The following is a 20483-nucleotide window of genomic DNA, read 5'->3' as shown; positions in this document are numbered from 1 at the left end:
GCCCAGGGGATCGCGATCCGGCGGGTCTCCGACCTGAGCGTCCAGGAGTCGCGGGTGAAGCAGGGCGGCTATGACGTGGCGGTCACGCTGCGGCCGGTCGACCGGGACGCGTTCGCCAGGCTGACGCGGGCGACCGTCGGGCGGGACCTGGCGTTCGTCGTCAAGAACCGCATCGTCACGCTCCCCCGCGTCGACATGGCGATCACGGACGGGAAGGTCATCGTGACCGGCCCGCCCGACCGCGCCTCGGCGAACAGGCTCGTCCGCGAGCTGAAGGGCCGCTGACGCCTCACGGCGTCCGGGCGGCGTCCTCGGCCGGGGCCTTCTCGGCGTCCTCGGCCTTGCTGTGGCCCGCCGACCCGCGGAGCGGCAGCTCCTTCAGCGCGAGCACCGCGACGAAGCCGAGCAGGGCCACCGGGATCCCGAACAGGAAGACGGTCTCCAGCGAGTGGCTGAACGCGTCCCGGACGATGTCCTTGATCGGCTGCGGCAGCGCCGCGATCTCGTCCGGCGACCCGAGCTCGCCGCCGCCGGGCTGCCCGCTGATGCCCGCCGAACGCAGGCCGGAGGCGATCTCGGTCGCGACCCGGTTGGTGAGGATCGCGCCGAACGCGGCCACGCCCATCGCGCCGCCGAGGTTGCGGAAGAACGAGACACCGGACGTCGTCGAGGCGAGGTCGGAGGGCGAGACGGCGTTCTGCGCGGCGAGGATGAGGATCTGCAGCGTCAGGCCCATCCCGAAGCCGAGGATGGCGAGGTCCACGCCGATCAGCACCGCCGAGGAGTCGGTGTGGAGCCGCGACAGCAGGAACAGTCCCGTCGCGACGCACGCCAGGCCGATCACCGGGAAGATCTTGTAGCGGCCCGTCCGGGTGACGACCTGGCCGGACCCGATGGAGGTGACGAGCATGCTCCCGACCAGCGGCAGCGTCATCAGGCCGGACGCCGTCGGGCTCATCCCCTTGACGATCTGCAGGTACTGCGGCATGTAGATCATCACGCCGAACATCGCCATGCCGATGCAGACCGAGGTGAACGAGGTCAGCAGGAACATCCGGTTGCGGAACAGCCGGGGCGGCAGGATCGGGTCGCGGGCGCCGCGCTCGGCGACGATCGCCAGCAGGAAGAGCACGGCGGTGACCGCGAGCAGGGCGTAGGTCCACGGGGAGTTCCACGCGAACTCCGTCCCGCCCATGGACAGCAGGAGCATCAGCGTGGCGGCGCTGCCGGTGATGGTGATCGCGCCGAACACGTCGACGTGGGTTTCGCGCTTCACCCGCGGCAGCTTCAGGACGCGCTGGATGACCAGGGCGGCGACCACCGCGAGGGGGACGCACACGTAGAAGCACCAGCGCCAGCCGAGGGCGTCGGCGTCCACGATGAACCCGCCGAGCAGCGGCCCGGCCACGGTGGACACGCCGAAGACCGACCCCATGTAGCCGGCGTAGCGCCCGCGCTGGCGGGGCTCGACCACGTCCCCGAGGATCACCTGGGCCAGCGCGGACAGGCCGCCCGCGCCGAGGCCCTGCCCCGCGCGGAAGGCGATGAGCTGCCCGATGTCCTGCGACAGCCCCGCGCCCACCGAGGCGACGACGAAGATCAGCAGGGCGGTCTGGAACATCACCTTGCGCCCGGCGATGTCCGACAGCTTGCCCCACAGCGGGGTCGAGGCGGTCATGGTGAGCAGCGTCGCGCTGGCGACCCAGGAGAGCTTGTCCTGGCCGCCGAGGTCGCCGACGATCGTCGGCAGCGCCGTGGCGATGACCGAGGTCGAGAGCATCGCGGTCAGCATCGCCAGCATCAGCGCGGAGAGGATCTCCAGGATCTGGCGGTGCGTGTAGTGCGGTTTGACCGGTTCCCCGGCCGGCTCTCCCGCCGGGCCGTGCGATGCCGTGCTCACCCGAGCCACTCTGCCCCCATGCCGGTCCCGACGGACCGCCGAATTGATTACCTGTGCTGTGCATGTATGTTATGTAGACGCTTGTTTACTTGCAACTCGGCTAGATTCGGGCACGGATGTCACCGGCGAGCGGGGATGGGTTGATACAGGTGATGCGGGTCGAGGAAGAGACCGGACGCGCCGGGCCGTCCGCCGAGAACGGGGACGGCGCCGCGGGGGCGGCGGTGGCGCGGCGGCCGAAGCGGGACCGGGAGGCGACCCGGCGCCGCATCCTGGAGGCGGCCCGCGACCTGTTCGGCGAGCACGGCTACGACGGCGTCACCGTCCGGATGATCGCGGCGCGGGCCGAGGCGAACATGGCCCTGGTGAACCGGTACTTCGGGTCCAAGGCGGCGCTGTTCGGGGAGGTTCTCGCCGGCGAGTCGGCGATTCGCGGGGTCATCGCCGGGAGCCCCGAGGGCCTGCCGCGGCGGCTCGCCGAGCACTTCGTCCGGCAGCTCGACCGCGGCTATGTCTCCCCGACGTCGCGGTTGCTCGACCGGTCGGCCGGACAGCCCGAGGTCAAGGAGATCCTGCTCCACTACCTGGAGGACGTGATCGTCGAGCCGATCGTCGCGCAGCTCGACGGCCCGGACGCCCGCGCCCGCGCGCTGCTCGCGTCCACGATCATCATGGGCGGCGGGCCCGTCCGGCGCCTCCTCGGCCTCAACGACCTGCGCGCCGCCGACCCGGAGGAGCTCACCGACCGCCTGACGGCCATGTTCACCGCCGCCCTCGCCCCGCCGGCGGCGATGCGGCCGGCATCCGGTACATACGGCGGCTAAGGCGCAGGTGATGATCGCTTCAAGGACGACATCGCCGGGGGCGGGCCGCCCGTAGGGTGCTCCCATGAGGCTGGGGGCCGCGTTCCGGGCACGGTGGGACAGAACTGGGCGGACGGCCCGCTGGACGGCGGCCGGCACGGCCCTCGCGCTCGCGGCCGGGTGCGCGGCATGGGGCGTCGGCGCGGACGGCCCGTCCCGGGTCCGGGCCGTCGACCAGCGCATCGCCGTGGTCGACGGCCCCGGCGACGATCAGCGCGTCGTGCTCGACACCACGTTCTACAAGCCGGTCGGCCGCGTCGAGGCACCGGCGATCATGCTGGGCCACGGCTTCGGCGGCAGCAAGCGGGACGTCGAGGAAGAGGCGCGTGACCTGGCCCGCGCCGGATACGCGGTGCTGGCGTGGACCGCCCGGGGGTTCGGCCGCTCCACCGGGCGGATCGCGCTCAACTCCCCCGACTACGAGGTCAAGGACACCCGGCAGCTCGTCGACTGGCTGGCGCGGCGCCCGGAGGTCCGGCTCGACGGGCCCGGCGACCCGCGCGTCGGGATGACGGGCCAGTCGTACGGCGGCGCGATCGCGCTGATGACCGCCGCCCACGACCCCCGGGTGGACGCCATCGCGCCGAGGATCACGTGGCACGGCCTCGCGGACGCCCTCTTCCCCGACGCGGCCGGCGGCGGCCCCTCGGAGGGGGTCTTCAAGAAGCTGTGGGCGGGCATGTTCTTCACCGGCAGTCCGGGCCCGACGGCATGCGGGCGCTTCCTGCCGTCGCTGTGCGAGATGTACCAGGAGGTCGCGGAGGAGGGCCGTCCCACCGACTCGGCGATCGAGACGCTGCGGCGGTCGAGCCCGGCGTCGGTCGCCGACCGGATCAGGGTGCCGGCGCTGCTCGTGCAGGGGCAGTCCGACTCGCTCTTCCCGCTCGACCACGCCGACGCCAACGCCCGCGCGATATCCGGCAACGGCGCGCCGGTGTCGGTGGTCTGGTACCGGGGCGGCCACGACGGCGGCGAAGCCGAGACCGAGCGGATCGGGGACCTCGTCCTCGGCTTCTTCGACGCGCGGCTCAAGGGCTCCGCCGCGCCGCCGCCGGACGGCTTCACGGTGGCGCGGGCGGGCGGGCTCGACTCGACCAGCCAGGACGTCGTGGCCGAGGAGGCGACGGCCCGCACGTACCCGGGCCTGTCGGCCGGCCTCGCGGAGTTCCCGCTGAGCGGCCGCAGGCAGACGATCCACCAGCCCGCCGGCGGTTCTCCCGCGTCGATCTCCGCCCTGCCCGGCCTGGGCGCGCTGGGTTCGCTCGACTCGCTCGGGCCGGCCGGGGGCGGGCTTCCGGCCGAGATGCCGGGCCAGGCGGCCACGTTCGACACGCGTCCGCTGAACGACCCCGTCCAGCTGACGGGGGCCGCCACCGTCCGGCTCAAGGTCGAGGGGGACGGCCCGCTGTTCGCGAAGCTGTACGACGTCGCACCCGGCGGGAAGGCGACGCTCGCGCGGCGCCTGGCCGCGCCGTTCCGGGTGTCCGGCGACGGCGAGACCACCGTCACGCTTCCGGCGATGGACCACCGCTTCGACCGCGGCCACCGCATCCGCCTCGTCATCGCGGCCACCGACATGGGCTTCGCCACTCCAGCGAAGCCGACGTCTTACAAGGTGCAGGCGGTGTCGCCGCTGACCGTTCCTTCTGTCCCCTCCCTGACGACCGATTCGGCACCCGTGCCTGCGTGGGTCTGGGGCCTACCGGCTGCTGCTCTCGCCCTGGCCCTCCTCATCGTCTTGCCCGTCCGCCGTCGCCGGGGTGCTGAGCAGGACAGCGACATCCCCTTGGAGATAACGGGACTGACGAAGGCGTACAAGAACGGCCACCTCGCCGTCGCCGACCTGTCGTTCCGGGTGGAGAAGGGCCAGGTGCTAGGGCTGCTCGGCCCGAACGGTGCCGGGAAGACGACGACCCTGCGGATGCTCATGGGGCTGATCCACCCCGACTCGGGCGAGATCCGCATCTTCGGTCACCGCGTCCGCCCTGGGGCGCCTGTCCTGTCCCGGCTCGGTTCCTTCGTTGAAGGTCCTGGGTTCCTCCCCCACCTCTCCGGCCGTGACAACCTGGACCTGTACTGGCGAGCCACCGGACGTCCCTTGGACGAAGCCCACCTGGACGAGGCGCTGCAGATAGCCGACCTGGGCTCCGCACTGGACCGGGCCGTCCGCACGTACTCCCAGGGGATGCGGCAGCGCCTCGCGATCGCCCAAGCCATGCTCGGGCTCCCCGACCTCCTCGTCCTGGACGAGCCGACCAACGGCCTCGACCCGCCGCAGATCCGCGAGATGCGGGAGGTGCTCGTCCGGTACGCCGCGGCAGGGCGGACGGTCATCGTCTCCAGCCATCTGCTCGCCGAGGTCGAGCAGACCTGCACCCACGCCGTCGTCATGGCCGGGGGCCGCCGCGTCGCCGCGGGCCCGGTCGCCGAGATCACCGGATCCTCCCGCCGCCTGGAGGACGCGTTCCTGGAACTCATCGGGGAGGGTTCGTGACCGCCTACGACGCCCGGCGGACGCTTCCGCTGCGGGTGGAGGCCGTCCGCCAGTTCCGGCGGCGGCGCACCCTGTTCGCGTTCGGGGTCCTGCTCGTCCTCCCGTGGGTGCTGGTGGCCGCCTTCAAGATCGACGGGGAGGAGCGCCCCGACGGCGCCCCCGGGCTGGTCGACGTCGCCACCTCCAGCGCACTCAACTTCGCCCTGTTCGCCCTGTTCATCTCCACGGGCTTCCTGCTGGTCGTCGCCGTGGCCCTGTTCTGCGGCGACACCGTCGCGAGCGAGGCGGGCTGGTCGTCGCTGCGCTACCTGCTGGCCGCACCGGTGCCCCGGGCCCGCCTGCTGCGCCAGAAACTGGCCGTCGCGCTCTCCTACGCGGTCGTCGCGGTCGTCAGCCTGCCGCTGATGTCGCTGATCGCGGGCACCACCGGCTTCGGCTGGGGCGCCGTCGAACTCCCGACCGGCGGTACCGTCCCCGTGAGCACCGCGCTCGGCCGGATGGCGATCATCATCGGCTACGCCCTCGTCTCCCAGCTCGTCGTCGCCGCGCTGGCCTTCCTGCTCTCCGTGACCACCGACTCCCCGCTCGGCGCGGTCGGCGGCGCGGTCGGCCTGGTCATCGTCAGCAACATCCTGGACGCGGTCACCGCGCTCGGCACCTGGCGCGAGTTCCTCCCGACGCACTGGATGTACTCCTGGATGGACGCCCTCCAGCCCGCGATCCAGTGGACGGGCATGGCCAAGGGGGCGGCCATCTCCATCGCCTACGCCGTCGTCCTCTTCGCCGTCGCATTCCGCGCCTTCCGCGGCCGCGACATCGTCTCGTAGGCCGTCATCCCGGCCACACTTACCTCCGCGTCCGGTGACACCCGGTCACGCTTCGTCACGACCCCCTTCCCAAAAATCGGTCGAACCGGCACTGTACGTCGCATAAGCTCGGCGAACCTCCGGCACCGCGGACGCGTCGTAGGGGGTACAGCGCGACATCGGCTCGATCGACGGGTTAAGCCCGGCCCGATGGGGGGAGATGATCACCATGGCACGGCAGCAGCTCATCAAGCGTCCCAAACCCCCACGTCAACCGAGCCCGCCCGACCTGCGCACCCCGTCCGGCCGTCTCCTGCCGTACTAACCCCGTTCCGGGCGCGGCAGCCGCGCCAGAAACCTCCCCCGATCCACGACGACCCGCTCGACACGACCGCTTCCCACCACGACGCCCCGTGCGTCGGCGGCGGTGAAATCGAACACGAGCCGCGCCCCGTCGACCTCGACGAGTTCGGCCGCGACCGCCACGCGCATGCCGACGGGGCTGGCCGCCACATGGGTCAACTCGACCCGCGTCCCCACCGAGGTCTGCGACTCGTCCAGAGCGATCGCCTGGACCGTCGCCTCCTCGGCCAGCGCGAGCAACCTCGGCGTGGCCAGTACGCGAACGTCCCCGCTCCCAAGGCTGACGGCCGTGTCCGACTCCTCCACCACCACGGACAGCTCGGCCCGCGCCCCCGCCCTCAACTCCATGGGCCCATACTCCTCCCCCGAAGACTCCCGTGCTGGACGGGATTGCGGGAAACCTGCGCCCCCGGACGGTCGGTCGAGGTCGCTAAGCCGTGCGCTGTTGGCCGCCTGTGTCCCCACAACGACCGTGATCCCCCAGGTAAACCGGATCGACGACTTCGAGCAGCTGTGCACCAAGAGGGACAGCGACTGGAAGAGCCCGCTGTAGCCCCACCGCCTTCACGATCAGGCCGGTGCCCCCCTCCGGGCACCGGCCTGATCGCGCAAGCGCCCCGAGCGACTCGGCCCGGATGACGGGATCGGTGTTCACCATCCAGAGGGCAGGTCGATGGGGCGCCGCGTCCACCACCATCGGACCTCTCGGCCTTCGGCCAGGGGCCGCCAGTACCGCGACAGTTCCGCCCCGCCGTCCTCGTAGGTGACGGCTCGAAATCGCGCATCGAGCCGTCCCACGCAGCGAGCGATCTTGGTGCGCGTTCCCGCGCGCATGGCGCCGAGGAATTCCTCGATCGCGTTCCGGTAGGTGAGGTCGTTCAGGTACTCGTACACCATGTAGTAGTCCTGGCGTCGCCAGCCTTCCTCAATGCGGCGGATCAGGATCTCCCAGCGCCGCACGGACTGGAGAACGCCCTTGATGGGCTCGGTCTCCGGAGACCGCCGCCCGGCGTTCTCCCGCGCCAGGACCTGAAGGTCGAGCAGCCCGATCGCCTCCCGGTCCTCGACGGTGAGCGCGCGGACCAGCCGCTCCGTCTCGTCGGTGTTCATTCCGCCGGCCCGCAAAGGACCACGGGCTTCGAAGCCTGGAGCGCCGTGGAGGCGACGACCGCGTACGTGTGCCCGTGAAGCCGGTGAGCGCGAAGCAGGTCGATGGCGGCCATCCGTCAGCCGAAGTTGCCTTGGGGGAACTTGAGGAGAGCACCGGCGTCCACGCGGATCTGCTGGCCGGTGATGTACCGCGACTCGTCGGAGGCCAGGAACAGCACGAGATTCGAGATGTCGACCGGCTCCAGGTAGGGGATGGGCATGGCGTGGAGGGTGGCGAACGCCGGCTCGGCATCCTCGCGCACGGGGTGCTCCAGGTCCGGGCGGTACAGCGCGTAGACACCATCGTTGTGCAGCATGGGGGTGTCGCAGTTGGTGGGGTGGACGGTGTTGACGCGGATGAACCGCGGCGCCAGGTTCAGAGCCATCTGCTCGGTGTAGCCGATGAGCGTCTTCTTGGACCATGCGTAACCGGCGATGCCGGGACCCGTCGCCGGGTTGTCGGTGGTGCCGGGCAGCATGGCCGCGGTGGACCCGATCACCACGACCGACGAGTGGCTCGGCAGATGGGGCAGGGCCACCGCGACCGTGTTCATCACCCCGAGCAGGTCGACGTCGGTGGCGTCGACGAAGTCTTCGGGATCGTGGTCGCCCGCGGCCATCGGCAGGATCCCGGCGTTCGCCACGACGGCGTCCAGGCGGCCGAGTTCGGCCACGCCGTCCGCGACGACCTGTCGCAACTCGCCGCGTTCGCGCACGTCGGCCTTGCGGGAGACGATGCGCCGGCCGAGCTTCTCGACCAGCTCAACGGTCTCGGCGAGGTCCTCCGGGGTGGCGAGGGGGTAGGGGACGGACTCCATCTGCGCGCAGAGGTCGACGGCGATGATGTCGGCGCCCTCCTGTGCGAGGCGGACCGCATGACTGCGCCCCTGGCCGCGGGCGGCGCCGGTGATGAAGGCGACTTTGCCTTCAAGACGTCCTGGCATCTCTCCTACTTTCTTTGCTGAGGATGCTGATTTTGCGAGCAGATCTGAAACGTCTACAGAATCGGACAGTCCGGCTCCATGGAAGATGTACCAATGTGAAGGATCTCGCGGGCGGTAGGCCGAGGCAGACCGAGATGTCGTGCATTCCCGCCAGAGCTACGCGGGTGCGAATCCAGCCCGCGATCGGTTGCGGCCTCCTTGCGGAGGACCAGGCGCAAAGCCTCGGGACGCATCAGAATGCGCTTGCCGTAGAGCTGGTGATCAGCAGGTCATCGGTGGTCCAGGGCTGCGGAACGCAGGCGGAGTGAGAGGCGTCGATGCCGACGGCAAGAGCAGTACCGGTGGGGCGCGGGTCAGATCGCGCTCGGGTCCCCACTGGACGTGGATACGCGCTGCGATCGGGTTCGTCACGGGCGATCTCAACCTCAAGGACCGCCTCTCGTCCAAAATCCGTATCCCAGCGAAGGGTACATCATCCACAGAAAAAGGGCGGATCCACGGCTCCCTGTGATTCCTCCGATTATTGCAACTCAGCCCGTGCCGGACGGCCCTCAACCGTCCGTAGGGGCGATTCCCGGTTCTGGAGTGCCGGCTCGATCCGAAGTCGTCGGGAGGATGCGGAGGTCTGGGCCCGGCGAAGCCCGCCCCCCACGTGTTGACCGTGTCGAACGTCGCCGAGTGGCGCAGACGACGTGGTAGAGGACGCCGCGCAAGGTCACTCAGCGGCGTCACAGAGCGCATTCATCCATGGCCATTATCCTACTCCTGGTAGTATAATCAGATCATGGCCGACACTCGTGACACCACGATCACCTCCCAGGGCAAGCCGCGCAGGCGGAGACGTCGTCCGCCGCCTGCTTCCCCGGGTACGGAGCAGCGGGTGTCGAGGGCGGACACAGGCGAAAGCCATGGCAGGACCGTGAAGAAGTCGGTCACGCTGCGCGAGTCCGTCGTCGAAGAGATCGAGGCCCGCACAGGAGCACGCGGCTTCTCCGAGTTCCTGAACGCCGCGGCCGAGCGCCACTTGGCCCTCCTTCAGGCTCAGGAGATCGTGGACGATCACGTCACCCGCCACGGAGAGTTCACACCGGAGGAACTGGCAGAGGCAGAGGCCGCATGGCGCGGCGACTGACCAGGCCGGCGCCCCTGATCGGTCCGGCATTCGTGTTGGACGCGCAAGGCCTGTCGCTCCTGGCCGACGACGACCGCCGCATGACAGCGCGCTTGGAGTTGGCGGTGCGGGAGGAATTCGTGCCCGTCGTCAGTGCCGTCACCATCGCCGAGCAGCGTCGTGACGGACAGGCAGGCAGGCGGCTCGCATGGTTGCGTTCCAGGCTCACCATCATTCCTGTCACCGAGGAACTGGCGGACGCGGCCGCCGCCCTGCTGGACTCCACGGGCCTCTGCGGCCACGACTGTGTCGTGGACGCCCTGGTGGTGGCCACCGCCGCCAGCGCCACCGGTCCCGCGAAGGTCGTTTCCAGCGACGGCTCCCACATTCCCGCACTCTGCAAGGACGCCAGCACCAACCGCCCCTCACCGGTGGACTGGCTTAGAGTCTGACCAGCGCCTCATCTACTCGGTCGTGGCGACGCCTACGGGGCAGGAGAGGCCGGTGCCGCCGATGCCGCAGTAGCCGCCGGGGTTCTTGTGGAGGTACTGCTGGTGGTAGTGCTCGGCGTAGTAGTAGTCGGTGGCGCCGGTCAGTTCGGTGGTGATGGGGCCGTGGCCGGCGGTGGTCAGGACGTGCTGGTAGGCGTCCCGGGAGGCTTCGGCGGACTTCTGTTCCAGGTCGGTCCTGTAGAAGACGGCTGAACGGTACTGGGTGCCGATGTCGTTGCCCTGGCGCATGCCCTGGGTCGGGTCGTGGGCCTCCCAGAAGACGCGGAGCAGTTCGTCGTAGGTGACCCGGGCGGGGTCGTACACGACGCGGACGGTTTCGGTGTGGCCGGTCTGGCCGCTGCAGACTTCTTCGTAGGTGGGGTTCGGGGTGTAGCCGCCCTCGTAGCCGACGGACGTGGAGATGACGCCGGGCGTCTGCCAGAAGACGCGTTCGGCGCCCCAGAAGCAGCCGAGGGCGAACTCGGCGATCTCGGCGCCGTCCGGGAAGGGCGGGGCCAGGGGCGCGTCGAGGATTTCGTGGCGCGGCGGCACCGGCATCGGCTCGTCCCTGCCGGGGAGCGCCTTCTCCGGAGAGACCATCTGGGTCTTCGCAAAGCCGAACATGCCCCCAGGTTACGCGGTCCGGTGGGTCATTAGCGTGATCGGAAATGGCTCATTACGAGGTGCTAGCGTTGCGGCCGTGGCGGATCGGCGGGGACTGGCGTTCGGGGTCGCGGCCTACGTGCTCTGGGGACTGTTCCCCCTCTACTGGCCGCTGCTCGAACCGTCGAGCCCCGGGGAGATCCTGGCACACCGGATCGTGTGGTCGCTGGTGGCCGTCCTGGTGATGCTGGCGGCGGGACGGCACTGGATCCGCGGGATGACCTGGCGGCGGGCCGGGCTGCTGGCGGGGGCGTCGGTGGCCATCACGGTCAACTGGGGCACCTTCATCTGGGCGGTGAACAACGGCCACACCCTGGACGTGGCCCTGGGGTACTTCATCAACCCGCTGATCAGCGTGGTCCTGGGCGTGGTGGTGTTCCGGGAGCGGCTGCGGCGTTGGCAGTGGGTCTCGGTGGGGCTCGGCGTGAGCGCGGTCGTCGTGCTGGCGGCCGGGTACGGGCGCCCGCCCTGGATCGCGTTCGCGGTCGCCGGGGCGTTCGGGCTGTACGGGTTGTTCAAGAAGTTCGCGGACATGCCCTCGGTCGAGAGCCTGGCGGTGGAGACCGCGTTCCTGTTCCTGCCCGCCCTGGCGTTCGCCCTGGCGCTGGAGGCCCAGGGGGACGCGGCGTTCGCGCACCACGGGTGGCTCCACGCGGCGCTGATCGTGGGCGGCGGTGTCGTGACGGCGATTCCGCTGCTGCTGTTCAACGGGGCGGCGACGCGGTTGCCGCTGAGCGTCCTCGGGATGCTCCAGTACCTGGCGCCCGTCCTGCAGTTCGCCATCGGGCTGCTGGTGCAGCACGAGGCGATGCCTCCGGAGCGGTGGGCGGGGTTCGTCCTGGTGTGGGGTGCGCTGACCGTCCTGACCTGGGACGGATTGCGCGCCGGACGCCGGGCCCGCTCGTCCGCACGGGCGGCGGAGCGTCCCGGCCCCCGCGGGGCGGTTCCACCGCCGGAGCCCGAGACCGCCAAGTAGTCGAGCGCGGACGCATTTTCGTCCGTTCGTTCGAATGGTCGGATGCGTGGCTGCCCCCGACGAGCTGGCCACATATTTCATCCACTAAGTATCGACAAATCCTGACATCGACGGTGGCGACTCCGCACGGCATCACCTCGACAAGTCGATCGACCAGGACTGACTGATGAAGTAAGTGATCTGTATCACCTCGGAACGTCGGCAGATATCACCGTCCATCACCTTGCTCCAGTCAATTGATCATGCGATACTTCCCTCAAAACGCCCATAACGTACAAGCTTCGCAGAAACGGCGAACCGCCCGCTGGTCGCCGTCCGCTCCGGCGGTCTGCCGCGTCCGCCGACTCCTTATCGAGGGGTAGTGAAATGTCTGTCGACATTGACACGGTTCCCGCAGGCGGGGCCGCTCGCAAGGCGATCAAATTCCCCCTTTACCGGACCGCCCTCGGATTTGTCAGAGATCCGCTGCAGCAGCTCGAACGCATGGGAGAAGAGGCCGGCGGCCGGCTGATGCGGGTCGGGCTCGGAGCCTCCCGCCCGTACCTGGCGACCGATCCCGAGGACGTGGAGCAGGTACTCCGGTACCAGTCGGAGCGTTTCGACCGCAGCGGGCTTTACTGGCGTCCCATCCGCGATCTGATGACCGACAGCATCCTGGACGAGGGCCCGGGGTGGGACGCGAGCAAGCGGACCCTCCAGCCGGTCTTCTCCCTCCACAACACCAAGAAGCTCACCGCGCTGATGGCGGAGGCGATCAACGGGGCCGTGGACGGGCTGGAGGAGCACGCCCGGGGCGGCACCCCGGTCGACATGCTTCAGGAGATGTACCTGATCATCAACGAGACGGTGGTCAAGGTGCTCTTCGGCGACAAGATCACGCGCGCCGAGGCTGACGTGATGATCCCGCCGCTTCAGCAGATCGTCATCAGGATCGCGTACCGGTTCCTGTTCCCGTTCATGCCGCGGTCCGTGCCCATGCCCGGCGACCGGGCGTTCCGCAACGCCGTCGAGGCGATGGACGCCAGCCTGTTCGCGCTGGTCGAGCGCTACCGGGACGACCCCGGCGAGGGCAACGACATCTTCACCGCGCTGTGCCGTGCCAGCAACGAGGACGGCGGCCCGGTCGACGACCGGTGGATCCGCAGCAACCTGCTCGCCACGTTCGGGGCGAGCAACGAGACCACCACCGTGGCCCTGACCTGGCTGTGGCCGCTGCTCAACAGGAACCCGGAGGTCGGCGAGAAGCTGCACGAGGAGGCCCGGCGAGTGGTGGGCACCGGGCGGGTCAGCGCCGATCACCTGCCGGAACTGCGGTACACCAAGCAGGTCGTCCAGGAGCTGCTGCGGATCTTCCCCGTGGGCTGGCTGTTCTCCAGGGTGGCCACGGAGGACACCGTGCTGAGCGGGGTACGGATCCGCAAGGGAGACACCGTGCTGGTCAGCCCCTTCGTCACCCAGCGGATGAAGTCGATATGGGGGGAGGACGCCCGCAGCTTCAATCCCGACCGGTTCGAGCCCGAGCGCGCGAGGCGGTACCACCGCTACGCCTACTTCCCCTTCGGCGGCGGCCCGCACCAGTGCGTCGGCCGGCACATCGTCCAGGCCGAGGCGCAGCTGATCCTCGCCGCCATCTTCAGCCGGTTCCACACGCGGCCGGCGGACGGGGCAGAGATGCCCAAACCGCAGGTGGGTCTCACGCTGCGGCCCGACAAGCCGATCATGATGACGCTGGACCCCATCCAGCGGTCCGCCTGAGAAGCGCGTCGAGGACGGAACGATGCAGAACCCGGATGCCTCGAACACGGGCGACCTCGGCGCGGGCGGGCCGCTGCGCGCCGCGCAGGGCCACGGCACCGTCCTGGCGCAGGCCGTACGTGCCGCGCGTGACCTGGCCGCGTGCGCGGAGGCCTATCCCGATCTCTTCGCCGCCAAGCCCATCGACGGGACCCTGTTCACCGCGGTCGCGTGCGCCAACGCGTTCGGCTCCCCGAAGCTGAGCGCGTCGCAACTGAGGATCGCCAACCGCACCTCGTTGTGGATTTTCGGCCTGGACTGGCTGGTCGACCACGTGGCGACGACGCGGGAGGAGATCGACGACCTCAACCGGCGCTGCCTGGACGTGGCCGACGGCCGCGAGCCGTCGCCCGGTGACGACCTCGCCCGGTTCCTGGCCGACATCCGTGACGAGGTCGCCGCCTCCCCCGCCTTCGCCGCGTTGCGCGGCGACTGGCGGAGCCAGCTGGTCCGGCTGCTGGAGTCGGGAGCGCGGGAGGTGGAGTGGAAGGCGTCGGCCTCGTCCGGCGACCGGGACGCCCTGCCGTCCTTCGAGGTCTACCTCGACAACGCCGACAACTACGGATCGGCCTGGGTCAACATCTCGCACTGGATCGTCAACGGCGACGCGGCCACCCTGGCGCACGTCGACCGGCTGCAGGTCGTCAGCCGCGAGGTGCAGAAGATCCTCCGGCTGCTGAACGACCTGGCGACGCTGGAACGGGACAAGGTCTGGGGCGATCTCAACGCGCAGATGCTGGGCGCCGACGCCGGCGCGCTGACCGCGCGCATCGAGGAGATCGTCGGGCACTGCCGCGCGATGCTCGAACCGCTGCGCGGCGAGTGCCCGGAGGCCGTGGACTACCTGGAACGCCAGATCGGCTACAGCACCGGGTTCTACGGCACCAGCGACTACTGGGGGTCGCTGTGACGCTGGACGCGACCCCGAACCGCGCGGGTCTCGTCGACATCGTCCTGTCCGCGCAGGAGATCGTCGACGCCTTGGCCGAGCGGCCCTGGGGGTCCTCCTCGCCGTCGGTGTACGAGACCGGCAGGCTGGTGTCGCTGGCCCCCTGGCTGACCGGCCACGGCGAGCGGCTGCGGTTCCTGCTGGCGGAGCAGCGGACGGACGGCGGCTGGGGCCTGCCGGAGCACGGGTACGCGCTGGTTCCGACCCTCAGCGCGACCGAGGCCCTGCTCTCCGCCCTCGGCACCGGGCCCTCCCCCGAGGACCCGCGGGGTATACCGGTCGCCACCGTGGCGCGTTCGGCCGGGCGAGGGCTGCGCCTGCTGTCGGAATGGCTCGCGCCGGGGCGCGTCCTCGACGTACCGGACATGCCCGCCATCGAGCACATCACTCCCCACCTCATCGAGCGGATCAATGCGCGGCTGGACGCGCGGGCGATCGACCCGATCCCCGAACTGGCGCACTGGACGAACCCGGACCGGCGGTTGCGCGCCCCCAGCGGCATGACCGGTGAGCTGCTCCCCGTCGTCCGGGAGCTGCTGGAGCGGGGTGATCCGATCCCGGTCAAGCTCCTGCACGCCCTGGAGATCGCGGGCGAGTCCGCCCGCGGAAGCGCCTCCGTCGTCCCCGGGCCCTCGGGCACGGTCGGCGCCTCCCCCGCGGCCACGGCCGCCTGGCTCGGTCACGGGACCGGCCCGCACGACGACGCCCGCGCGCGGGCACGCCGATATCTGGAGACCGGCGTCGCCCGGCACGGTGGCCCCGTTCCCGTCGCCACGCCCATCACCGAGTTCGAGCGCGGATGGGTGCTGAGCTGGCTGGCACGGGCCGGGGTGCCGGTGACGGCGCCGCCGCGGCTTGCGGCCGAACTGCGCGCGGTTCTGGGGCCGGCCGGTACCGGAGGGGGCGAGGGGCTGCCACCCGATGCCGACACCAGCTCCGGTGCGCTTTATGCCCTTTCGTTCCTCGGTCACCCTTATGCACCCGACCTTCTGTGGCAGTATGAACTGGACACTTATTTCTGTACCTGGCAGGGCGAGAACGGGCGATCCGTCACGACCAACGCCCACGCTCTGGAGGCTTTCGGACACTTCCTGGAGATCACCGGCGGCGGCGCCGCGGCGCACCGCTATTCCGCGTCGATGATCAAGATCACCTCCTGGCTGTGCGAGCGGCAGGAGGCCGACGGTTCCTGGCGGGACCGCTGGCACGCGTCCCCCTACTACGCGACGTGCTGCGCCACGCTGGCCCTTGAGCGGTTCGGCTCCGGATCCGGGCGCGAGAGGACGGTGGAACGCGCGGTCCGCTGGGTGCTCGACTCCCAGCGGACGGACGGGGCGTGGGGACGCTGGGACGGCACCATCGAGGAGACGGCGTACGCCGTGCACATCCTCCTGCTCGCCGGCTCGGTCCGGGAGTCGCTCCGGGACGACCGCCTGCGTGCGGCAGCCCGCGGCGGCGCCTTCATCCGGTCGGCCCTGGTCTCGGGGAGCGCGCCGGGGAGCACGGCGGACGCGGTGAACACACCTCAAACAATCGGACAAATGCTATCAAATAGCAATAATCCGCCTCTGTGGCACGACAAGGATACGTACCTGCCGGCGACGATCGTGGGCGCGGTCACCGTCGCCGCGCTCGCGCTGCTCCGGGAATACCATACGGAATCTCTTATGTGATTCACCTCACCTGGCCTCGTGGTGGCGTTTGAACCCCCAAATCAAACGATTCGCCTTGAGTGCCTATGAGGTCGTTGGTATGGTGCTGCGAGCAACAGAACCGGCCGGACATCGGCATTCCCTGCATACCCCACCATCGCGTGCCTGCATCCCGGAACTTATCCGCCAATTGCAGGCACCTTGACACATTGTTGGGTTAAATCAATGCGCTTCCGCAACTCACGACTGCGGACCAAGATTGCGGCGATGCTGCTGTCTCTCACCGCTCTGTGGGCCTTCGCGGCGTGGGTGACCGCCAGGGAGGGCATCAACCTCCTCTGGGTGAACACGCTGAACTCGGTCGTGACCGCGGCCGATCCGATGCTGGTCGAACTCCAGAACGAGCGCCGGCTCACCGTGGTCTACCTCGCCCGTCCCAGCCAGCAGGGTCGTGACGCCATGGTGGCCCAGCGGAGCAAGACCGACAAGACCGTGGCGGACATGATCGGCCGCACCGAGAGCGGCTCGGTGCGGCGCGCCGCCGACGACAAGCTCGAGAATCGCATGGACGACGCGGTCAAGATCCTGCGGCAGCTCGGCGACCACCGCCGGGCCGTGGACTCGGGAGCGGTGGACCGCGACCAGGCGTTCGAGAGTTACACGGACGTCAACGAGACCGTGTACCGCGTGTACGACGCCATGGCCACGCTGGACGACGACGACTTCGCCGACGTCGTGCGCGCCGCCATCGCGGTCGCCCGTACCGGCGAGCTGCTCACGCGCGAGGACGCGCTGGTCGCCGGCGTGCTCCAGGGCGGCCAGCTCAGCGCGGACGATGTGCGGGCCGTCAACCAGGCCGTCGCCATCCGGCGCTACGCCTTCGACCAGGCGATGGTCGGGCTGCGCGACACCGAGTACCGCCAGTACCAGGAGATGACCACCAGCCCTGAGCTGAAGACGATCAGGGCGATGGAGGACCAGCTCATCCAGACCCGGCCGGGCCAGCGCCCGCGGATCACCGCCGCGCAATGGCAGCAGGCCACCCAGTCCGCGCTGGCGGACATGAACAAGAGCATCCGCGACGCCGGCGAGCGCACCGTCGACCGGGCCACGCCGCTCGGCGTCGGGGTCGTCGTCCGGCTGCTGCTGGCCGGTGGTCTCGGCCTGCTCGCGGTCATCGCCTCCATCATCGTGTCGATCACCACCGTCCGTGCCCTGGTGCGCCAGCTGGAGCGGCTGCGCGACGCCGCCTGGGACCTGGCCGAGCAGCGGCTGCCCAGCGTCGTCGAGCGGCTGGGCCACGGCGAGAAGGTCGACGTGGCCGCCGAGGCCCCCGAGCTGCGGTTCGGCGACGACGAGATCGGCCAGGTGGGCAAGGCGTTCAACCACGTCCAGCGAACCGCGCTGGCCACGGCCGTCGAGCAGGCCGAGCTGCGCCGCGGCATCCGGGACGTCCTGCTCAGCCTGGCCCGCCGCACCCAGACCCTCGTGCACCGCCAGCTCACCATGCTCGACACCATGGAGCGCCGCCGCGACATCGATGTCAAGGAGCTGGAGGAGCTGTTCCGGCTCGACCACCTCGCGACCCGCATGCGGCGCAACGCCGAGAACCTCATCGTGCTCTCCGGCGCGCTGCCCGCCCGCGGCTGGCGCAACTCCGTCCCCATGGTGGACGTGGTCCGCGCCGCGGTCGGCGAGGTCGAGGACTACACCCGCGTCACCGTCCTGCCGTTCGGCCCGGTCGAGCTGGCCGGACGCGCGGTCGGCGACGTCACCCACCTGCTCGCCGAGCTGATCGAGAACGCGGTGTCGTTCTCCCCGCCCGACACCGTCGTGCAGATCGGCGGCCACCTCGTCGCCAGCGGCTTCGCCATCGACATCGAGGACCGCGGGCTCGGCATGACCGACGAGAAGCTCACCGAGATCAACCAGCGGATCGCCGACCCGCCCGACTTCAACCTGCAGAGCTCGGTCCAGCTCGGCCTGTTCGTGGTCAGCAAGCTCGCCGAGCGCTACAACGTGCAGGTCTCGCTGAAGCGCTCCGCCTACGGCGGGACGACCGCGGTCATCGTGATCCCCCGCGAGCTGATCGCCGAGCAGGGGCCGACGCCCGTCAAGACCGGCGCCACCACCCAGAACGGCCTTGAGGTGCGGCAGCCCGCGACGGTCGGCGCGGGCGCGCAGGGCGGGTCCGACTCCAGGTCGTCCGGGGCCACGGCGACGCTCTCCTCCACGGGGACGGGCCCGCAGCCGTCCGGACCCGCGCTCGTGGCGGTGCCACCGCCCGCGTCCGAGCCGCCCCCGCCTTCACCGGAACCGGACGGCACGGGCTCGCCGGGCGACGGCGCCACCGGTACGGGCGCCCCGGAGAGCCCCGCGCACAACGACGCCGTCCCCGCGGACGGAACCCGCTCCCAGGAGGGCCTCGCCTCGGACGACGGCGGCGCTCCCGCACCCATCGAGCCGGAGGATCAGTCACCCGTGCCCGACAGCTCCACCACACCGTCCGGCCTCCCCGTCCGGGTTCCGCAGGCGAACCTGGCCGAGCCCCTGCGCACCGACGAACCGGGCGCCGCAGCGGAACCGGAGGAGGAGGACGCCCCCGGCCGCTCCCCCGAGGAGATCCAGCGGATCATGGGCTCCTACCAGCGCGGCACCCGCCAGGGCCGCTCCGACGCGGCCCGGCAGGACCGGCAGGACCGGTCGGACCAGCACGGCAGGCCCCCCGGCACCAACGCAGCGGAAGGCGAGGAAGATCAGTGACGCAGAAGACCGGTTCGACATCCGATCTCGGCTGGTTGCTGGACGATCTGATCCACCGGCTGCCGCACGCGCGCAACGCGGTCGTGCTGTCGGCGGACGGGCTGCTGATGGCGTCCTCCGAGGGCATGCCCCAGGACGACGGTGAGCACCTCGCCGCCGTCGCCGCCGGGATCCAGAGCCTCGCCAAGGGCGCCGGCGTGCGCTTCGGCGGCGGCCCCGTCCGACAGACGATCATCGAGATGCAGTCGGCGTTCATGCTGGTGACGGTGGCGGGCAAGGGCGCCTGCCTCGCCGTGCTCGCCGAGGAGCACGCCGACGTCGGTCTCATCGCCTACGAGATGGCCATGCTCGTCACCGCGATGGGCCACCACCTCACCACCCCGTCCCGGTCCGAGTCCGCCAAGGAGGGAGGCTCGGCATGATGCCCCCCGAGGACCCGCAGGACCCCTGGCCGGACGATCCGACCACCCGCGCGCCGGGCCACGACCGCCTTCTCGACGACCAGGCCGGGCCCATGGTGCGGCCCTACGTGATGACCGCCGGCCGTATGGAGCCGACCCGCGGCAAGTTCGACCTCATCACGCTGGTGGTGGCCGTCGGTCCCGAGCCGGAGGGCGCGATCGGCCTCGGCCCCGAGCACGTCTCCATCCTCCGGCTCTGCCAGTCGGTGATGTCGGTGGCCGAGATCACCGGCCACCTCGACCTTCCCGTCGCGACCGTCCGGGTCATGCTCGGCGACCTCCTCGACAAGGGGTTCGTCTCCATGCAGGAACCCGAACCGGAGGCGGACATGCACGACATCAGGCTCTACAAGGCGGTGATCGATGGTCTCCGGGCCCTCTAGCGCTGAGGGCGGGCGGCGCGACGTGCGCGCCCGCAGGCTCCCCACGGCGGTGAAGATCGTGATCGCGGGCGGATTCGGCGTCGGCAAGACCACGATGGTGGGCACGGTCTCCGAGACCCAGCCGCTGCGCACCGAGGAGGTCCTCACCGACAAGAGCGTCGGCGTCGACGACATCGCCGGAGTCGAGCGCAAGGACACCACCACCGTCGCGATGGACTTCGGCCGCATCACGATGAAGGACGAGTACGTCCTCTACCTCTTCGGCACCCCGGGCCAGGAGCGCTTCTGGTTCATGTGGGACGAGGTCGCCCTCGGCGCCCTCGGGGCCGTCGTGCTCGCCGACACCCGCCGCCTGTCGGACTGCTTCCCGTCGGTCGACTACTTCGAGCGCCGCAACACCCCGTTCGTCGTCGCCGTCAACTGCTTCGAGGGCGCCAAGCGCTACGACCTGGCGGAGATCCAGCTGGCCCTCAACCTGGGCCCGAAGGTTCCCGTCATGCTCTGCGACGCCCGCAACCTCGACTCCTGCAAGCAGGTCCTCATCAACCTCGTCCTGCACTCGATGAAGTACCGCGGGCTGAGCGAGGAACCCGAACCGCAGAACGCCTGAGACGGCGAAAAGGGAGGCCGCGCGGGGATCCGCGCGGCCTCCCTTTCCCGTTGCTCGGCCCGGTCGCTCAGCCCGTCCTGGACACGACGTAGTCGCAGAGGGCGGTGAAGG

General features: G+C 70.3%; 18 protein-coding genes and 1 pseudogene. 14 read left to right on the top strand and 5 right to left on the bottom strand.

The genetic code is table 11. From position 1 onward, the window contains the following. Positions 1-285, top strand: a pseudogene (locus tag E1281_RS40375) (hypothetical protein); the annotation flags it as partial. Between the two features lie 4 nt (positions 286-289). Here E1281_RS40375 and E1281_RS21540 read toward each other — a convergent pair. After that, positions 290-1900, bottom strand: a complete 1611-nt coding sequence (locus E1281_RS21540; protein ID WP_131880968.1) for an MDR family MFS transporter — start codon at positions 1898-1900, stop codon at positions 290-292. A gap of 152 nt (positions 1901-2052) precedes the next feature. Between E1281_RS21540 and E1281_RS21535 the strand changes: the two genes are divergently transcribed. The 3 genes from E1281_RS21535 (at position 2053) to E1281_RS21525 (ending at position 6084) form a co-directional block, all read left to right on the top strand. After that, positions 2053-2724 (top strand): TetR/AcrR family transcriptional regulator, encoded by a 672-nt coding sequence (locus tag E1281_RS21535; protein ID WP_131880966.1) that lies wholly within the window; start codon positions 2053-2055, stop codon positions 2722-2724. Positions 2725-2788: 64 nt separating this feature from the next. Further along, the gene (locus tag E1281_RS21530; RefSeq protein WP_131880964.1) at positions 2789-5257 is read left to right on the top strand and encodes an alpha/beta fold hydrolase; all 2469 of its coding nucleotides are present in this window, start codon (positions 2789-2791) and stop codon (positions 5255-5257) included. Further along, on the top strand, positions 5254-6084 hold the full coding sequence (locus E1281_RS21525) for an ABC transporter permease subunit (RefSeq protein WP_131880962.1): 831 nt from the start codon (positions 5254-5256) through the stop codon (positions 6082-6084). The genes E1281_RS21530 and E1281_RS21525 overlap by 4 nt, the downstream gene beginning before the upstream one ends. Positions 6085-6384: 300 nt before the next feature. Here the strand turns inward: E1281_RS21525 and E1281_RS21520 are convergent, their stop codons facing one another. From E1281_RS21520 to E1281_RS21510, 3 genes are all read right to left on the bottom strand, one after another. After that, positions 6385-6774: a thioesterase gene (locus tag E1281_RS21520; protein ID WP_131880960.1), complete on the bottom strand. Its 390-nt coding sequence runs from the start codon at positions 6772-6774 to the stop codon at positions 6385-6387. 303 nt (positions 6775-7077) lie between these two features. Beyond that, complete coding sequence (locus tag E1281_RS21515; RefSeq protein WP_131880958.1) at positions 7078-7536, bottom strand: hypothetical protein; 459 nt, start codon at positions 7534-7536, stop codon at positions 7078-7080. A 116-nt stretch (positions 7537-7652) separates the two neighbouring features. Next, the gene (locus tag E1281_RS21510) at positions 7653-8519 is read right to left on the bottom strand and encodes a mycofactocin-coupled SDR family oxidoreductase (protein ID WP_131880956.1); all 867 of its coding nucleotides are present in this window, start codon (positions 8517-8519) and stop codon (positions 7653-7655) included. A 784-nt stretch (positions 8520-9303) separates the two neighbouring features. On the opposite strand from E1281_RS21510, the gene E1281_RS42025 reads away from it, so the two are divergent. After that, entirely contained in the window at positions 9304-9651 is a 348-nt protein-coding gene (locus E1281_RS42025) for a hypothetical protein (protein WP_243717214.1), read from the top strand. Next, entirely contained in the window at positions 9636-10082 is a 447-nt protein-coding gene (locus E1281_RS21500) for a hypothetical protein (RefSeq protein ID WP_131880954.1), read from the top strand. The genes E1281_RS42025 and E1281_RS21500 overlap by 16 nt, the downstream gene beginning before the upstream one ends. 12 nt (positions 10083-10094) lie before the next feature. Here the strand turns inward: E1281_RS21500 and msrA are convergent, their stop codons facing one another. Then, positions 10095-10745 carry a peptide-methionine (S)-S-oxide reductase MsrA gene (msrA, locus tag E1281_RS21495; RefSeq protein ID WP_131880952.1) on the bottom strand — a complete coding sequence of 217 codons (651 nt, stop codon included), beginning with the start codon at positions 10743-10745 and terminating at the stop codon, positions 10095-10097. A gap of 76 nt (positions 10746-10821) precedes the next feature. On the opposite strand from msrA, the gene rarD reads away from it, so the two are divergent. From rarD to E1281_RS21455, 8 genes are all read left to right on the top strand, one after another. After that, positions 10822-11760, top strand: a complete 939-nt coding sequence (gene rarD, locus E1281_RS21490) for an EamA family transporter RarD (RefSeq protein WP_243717212.1) — start codon at positions 10822-10824, stop codon at positions 11758-11760. 366 nt (positions 11761-12126) lie between these two features. Then, positions 12127-13515 carry a cytochrome P450 gene (locus E1281_RS21485; protein WP_131880950.1) on the top strand — a complete coding sequence of 463 codons (1389 nt, stop codon included), beginning with the start codon at positions 12127-12129 and terminating at the stop codon, positions 13513-13515. Between the two features lie 22 nt (positions 13516-13537). Then, positions 13538-14464 carry a terpene synthase gene (locus E1281_RS21480; RefSeq protein ID WP_131880948.1) on the top strand — a complete coding sequence of 309 codons (927 nt, stop codon included), beginning with the start codon at positions 13538-13540 and terminating at the stop codon, positions 14462-14464. After that, positions 14461-16176 (top strand): prenyltransferase/squalene oxidase repeat-containing protein, encoded by a 1716-nt coding sequence (locus E1281_RS21475; protein WP_243717211.1) that lies wholly within the window; start codon positions 14461-14463, stop codon positions 16174-16176. Before E1281_RS21480 ends, E1281_RS21475 begins: the two co-directional genes overlap by 4 nt. Positions 16177-16422: 246 nt before the next feature. Then, positions 16423-18918, top strand: a complete 2496-nt coding sequence (locus E1281_RS21470) for a nitrate- and nitrite sensing domain-containing protein (RefSeq protein ID WP_243717209.1) — start codon at positions 16423-16425, stop codon at positions 18916-18918. Further along, on the top strand, positions 18915-19340 hold the full coding sequence (locus E1281_RS21465) for a roadblock/LC7 domain-containing protein (RefSeq protein ID WP_131880944.1): 426 nt from the start codon (positions 18915-18917) through the stop codon (positions 19338-19340). The genes E1281_RS21470 and E1281_RS21465 overlap by 4 nt, the downstream gene beginning before the upstream one ends. Further along, positions 19337-19762, top strand: coding sequence for a DUF742 domain-containing protein (locus E1281_RS21460; RefSeq protein ID WP_131880942.1), 426 nt, complete (start codon positions 19337-19339; stop codon positions 19760-19762). Before E1281_RS21465 ends, E1281_RS21460 begins: the two co-directional genes overlap by 4 nt. Then, positions 19743-20372 carry an ATP/GTP-binding protein gene (locus E1281_RS21455; RefSeq protein WP_131880940.1) on the top strand — a complete coding sequence of 210 codons (630 nt, stop codon included), beginning with the start codon at positions 19743-19745 and terminating at the stop codon, positions 20370-20372. The genes E1281_RS21460 and E1281_RS21455 overlap by 20 nt, the downstream gene beginning before the upstream one ends. Positions 20373-20483: the final 111 nt, after the last annotated feature.

The sequence above is a fragment of the Actinomadura sp. KC345 genome (assembly GCF_004348515.1).
Taxonomy (GTDB): Bacteria; Actinomycetota; Actinomycetes; order Streptosporangiales; family Streptosporangiaceae; genus Spirillospora.
Note: the sequence above shows the minus strand (reverse complement) of the source record. Positions and strands in the feature narration are given on the sequence as shown.

Bases quoted from the DNA above. Each gene is read 5' to 3' on its own strand.
- E1281_RS21535 (WP_131880966.1), top strand. From the start codon at position 2,053: ATGCGGGTCGAGGAAGAGACCGGACGCGCCGGGCCGTCCGCCGAGAAC.
- E1281_RS21530 (WP_131880964.1), top strand. From the start codon at position 2,789: ATGAGGCTGGGGGCCGCGTTCCGGGCACGGTGGGACAGAACTGGGCGG.
- E1281_RS21520 (WP_131880960.1), bottom strand. From the start codon at position 6,774: ATGGAGTTGAGGGCGGGGGCGCGGGCCGAGCTGTCCGTGGTGGTGGAG.
- E1281_RS21515 (WP_131880958.1), bottom strand. From the start codon at position 7,536: ATGAACACCGACGAGACGGAGCGGCTGGTCCGCGCGCTCACCGTCGAG.
- E1281_RS21510 (WP_131880956.1), bottom strand. From the start codon at position 8,519: ATGCCAGGACGTCTTGAAGGCAAAGTCGCCTTCATCACCGGCGCCGCC.
- E1281_RS42025 (WP_243717214.1), top strand. From the start codon at position 9,304: ATGGCCGACACTCGTGACACCACGATCACCTCCCAGGGCAAGCCGCGC.
- E1281_RS21500 (WP_131880954.1), top strand. From the start codon at position 9,636: ATGGCGCGGCGACTGACCAGGCCGGCGCCCCTGATCGGTCCGGCATTC.
- msrA (WP_131880952.1), bottom strand. From the start codon at position 10,745: ATGTTCGGCTTTGCGAAGACCCAGATGGTCTCTCCGGAGAAGGCGCTC.
- E1281_RS21485 (WP_131880950.1), top strand. From the start codon at position 12,127: ATGTCTGTCGACATTGACACGGTTCCCGCAGGCGGGGCCGCTCGCAAG.
- E1281_RS21480 (WP_131880948.1), top strand. From the start codon at position 13,538: ATGCAGAACCCGGATGCCTCGAACACGGGCGACCTCGGCGCGGGCGGG.
- E1281_RS21470 (WP_243717209.1), top strand. From the start codon at position 16,423: ATGCTGCTGTCTCTCACCGCTCTGTGGGCCTTCGCGGCGTGGGTGACC.
- E1281_RS21460 (WP_131880942.1), top strand. From the start codon at position 19,337: ATGATGCCCCCCGAGGACCCGCAGGACCCCTGGCCGGACGATCCGACC.
- E1281_RS21455 (WP_131880940.1), top strand. From the start codon at position 19,743: ATGGTCTCCGGGCCCTCTAGCGCTGAGGGCGGGCGGCGCGACGTGCGC.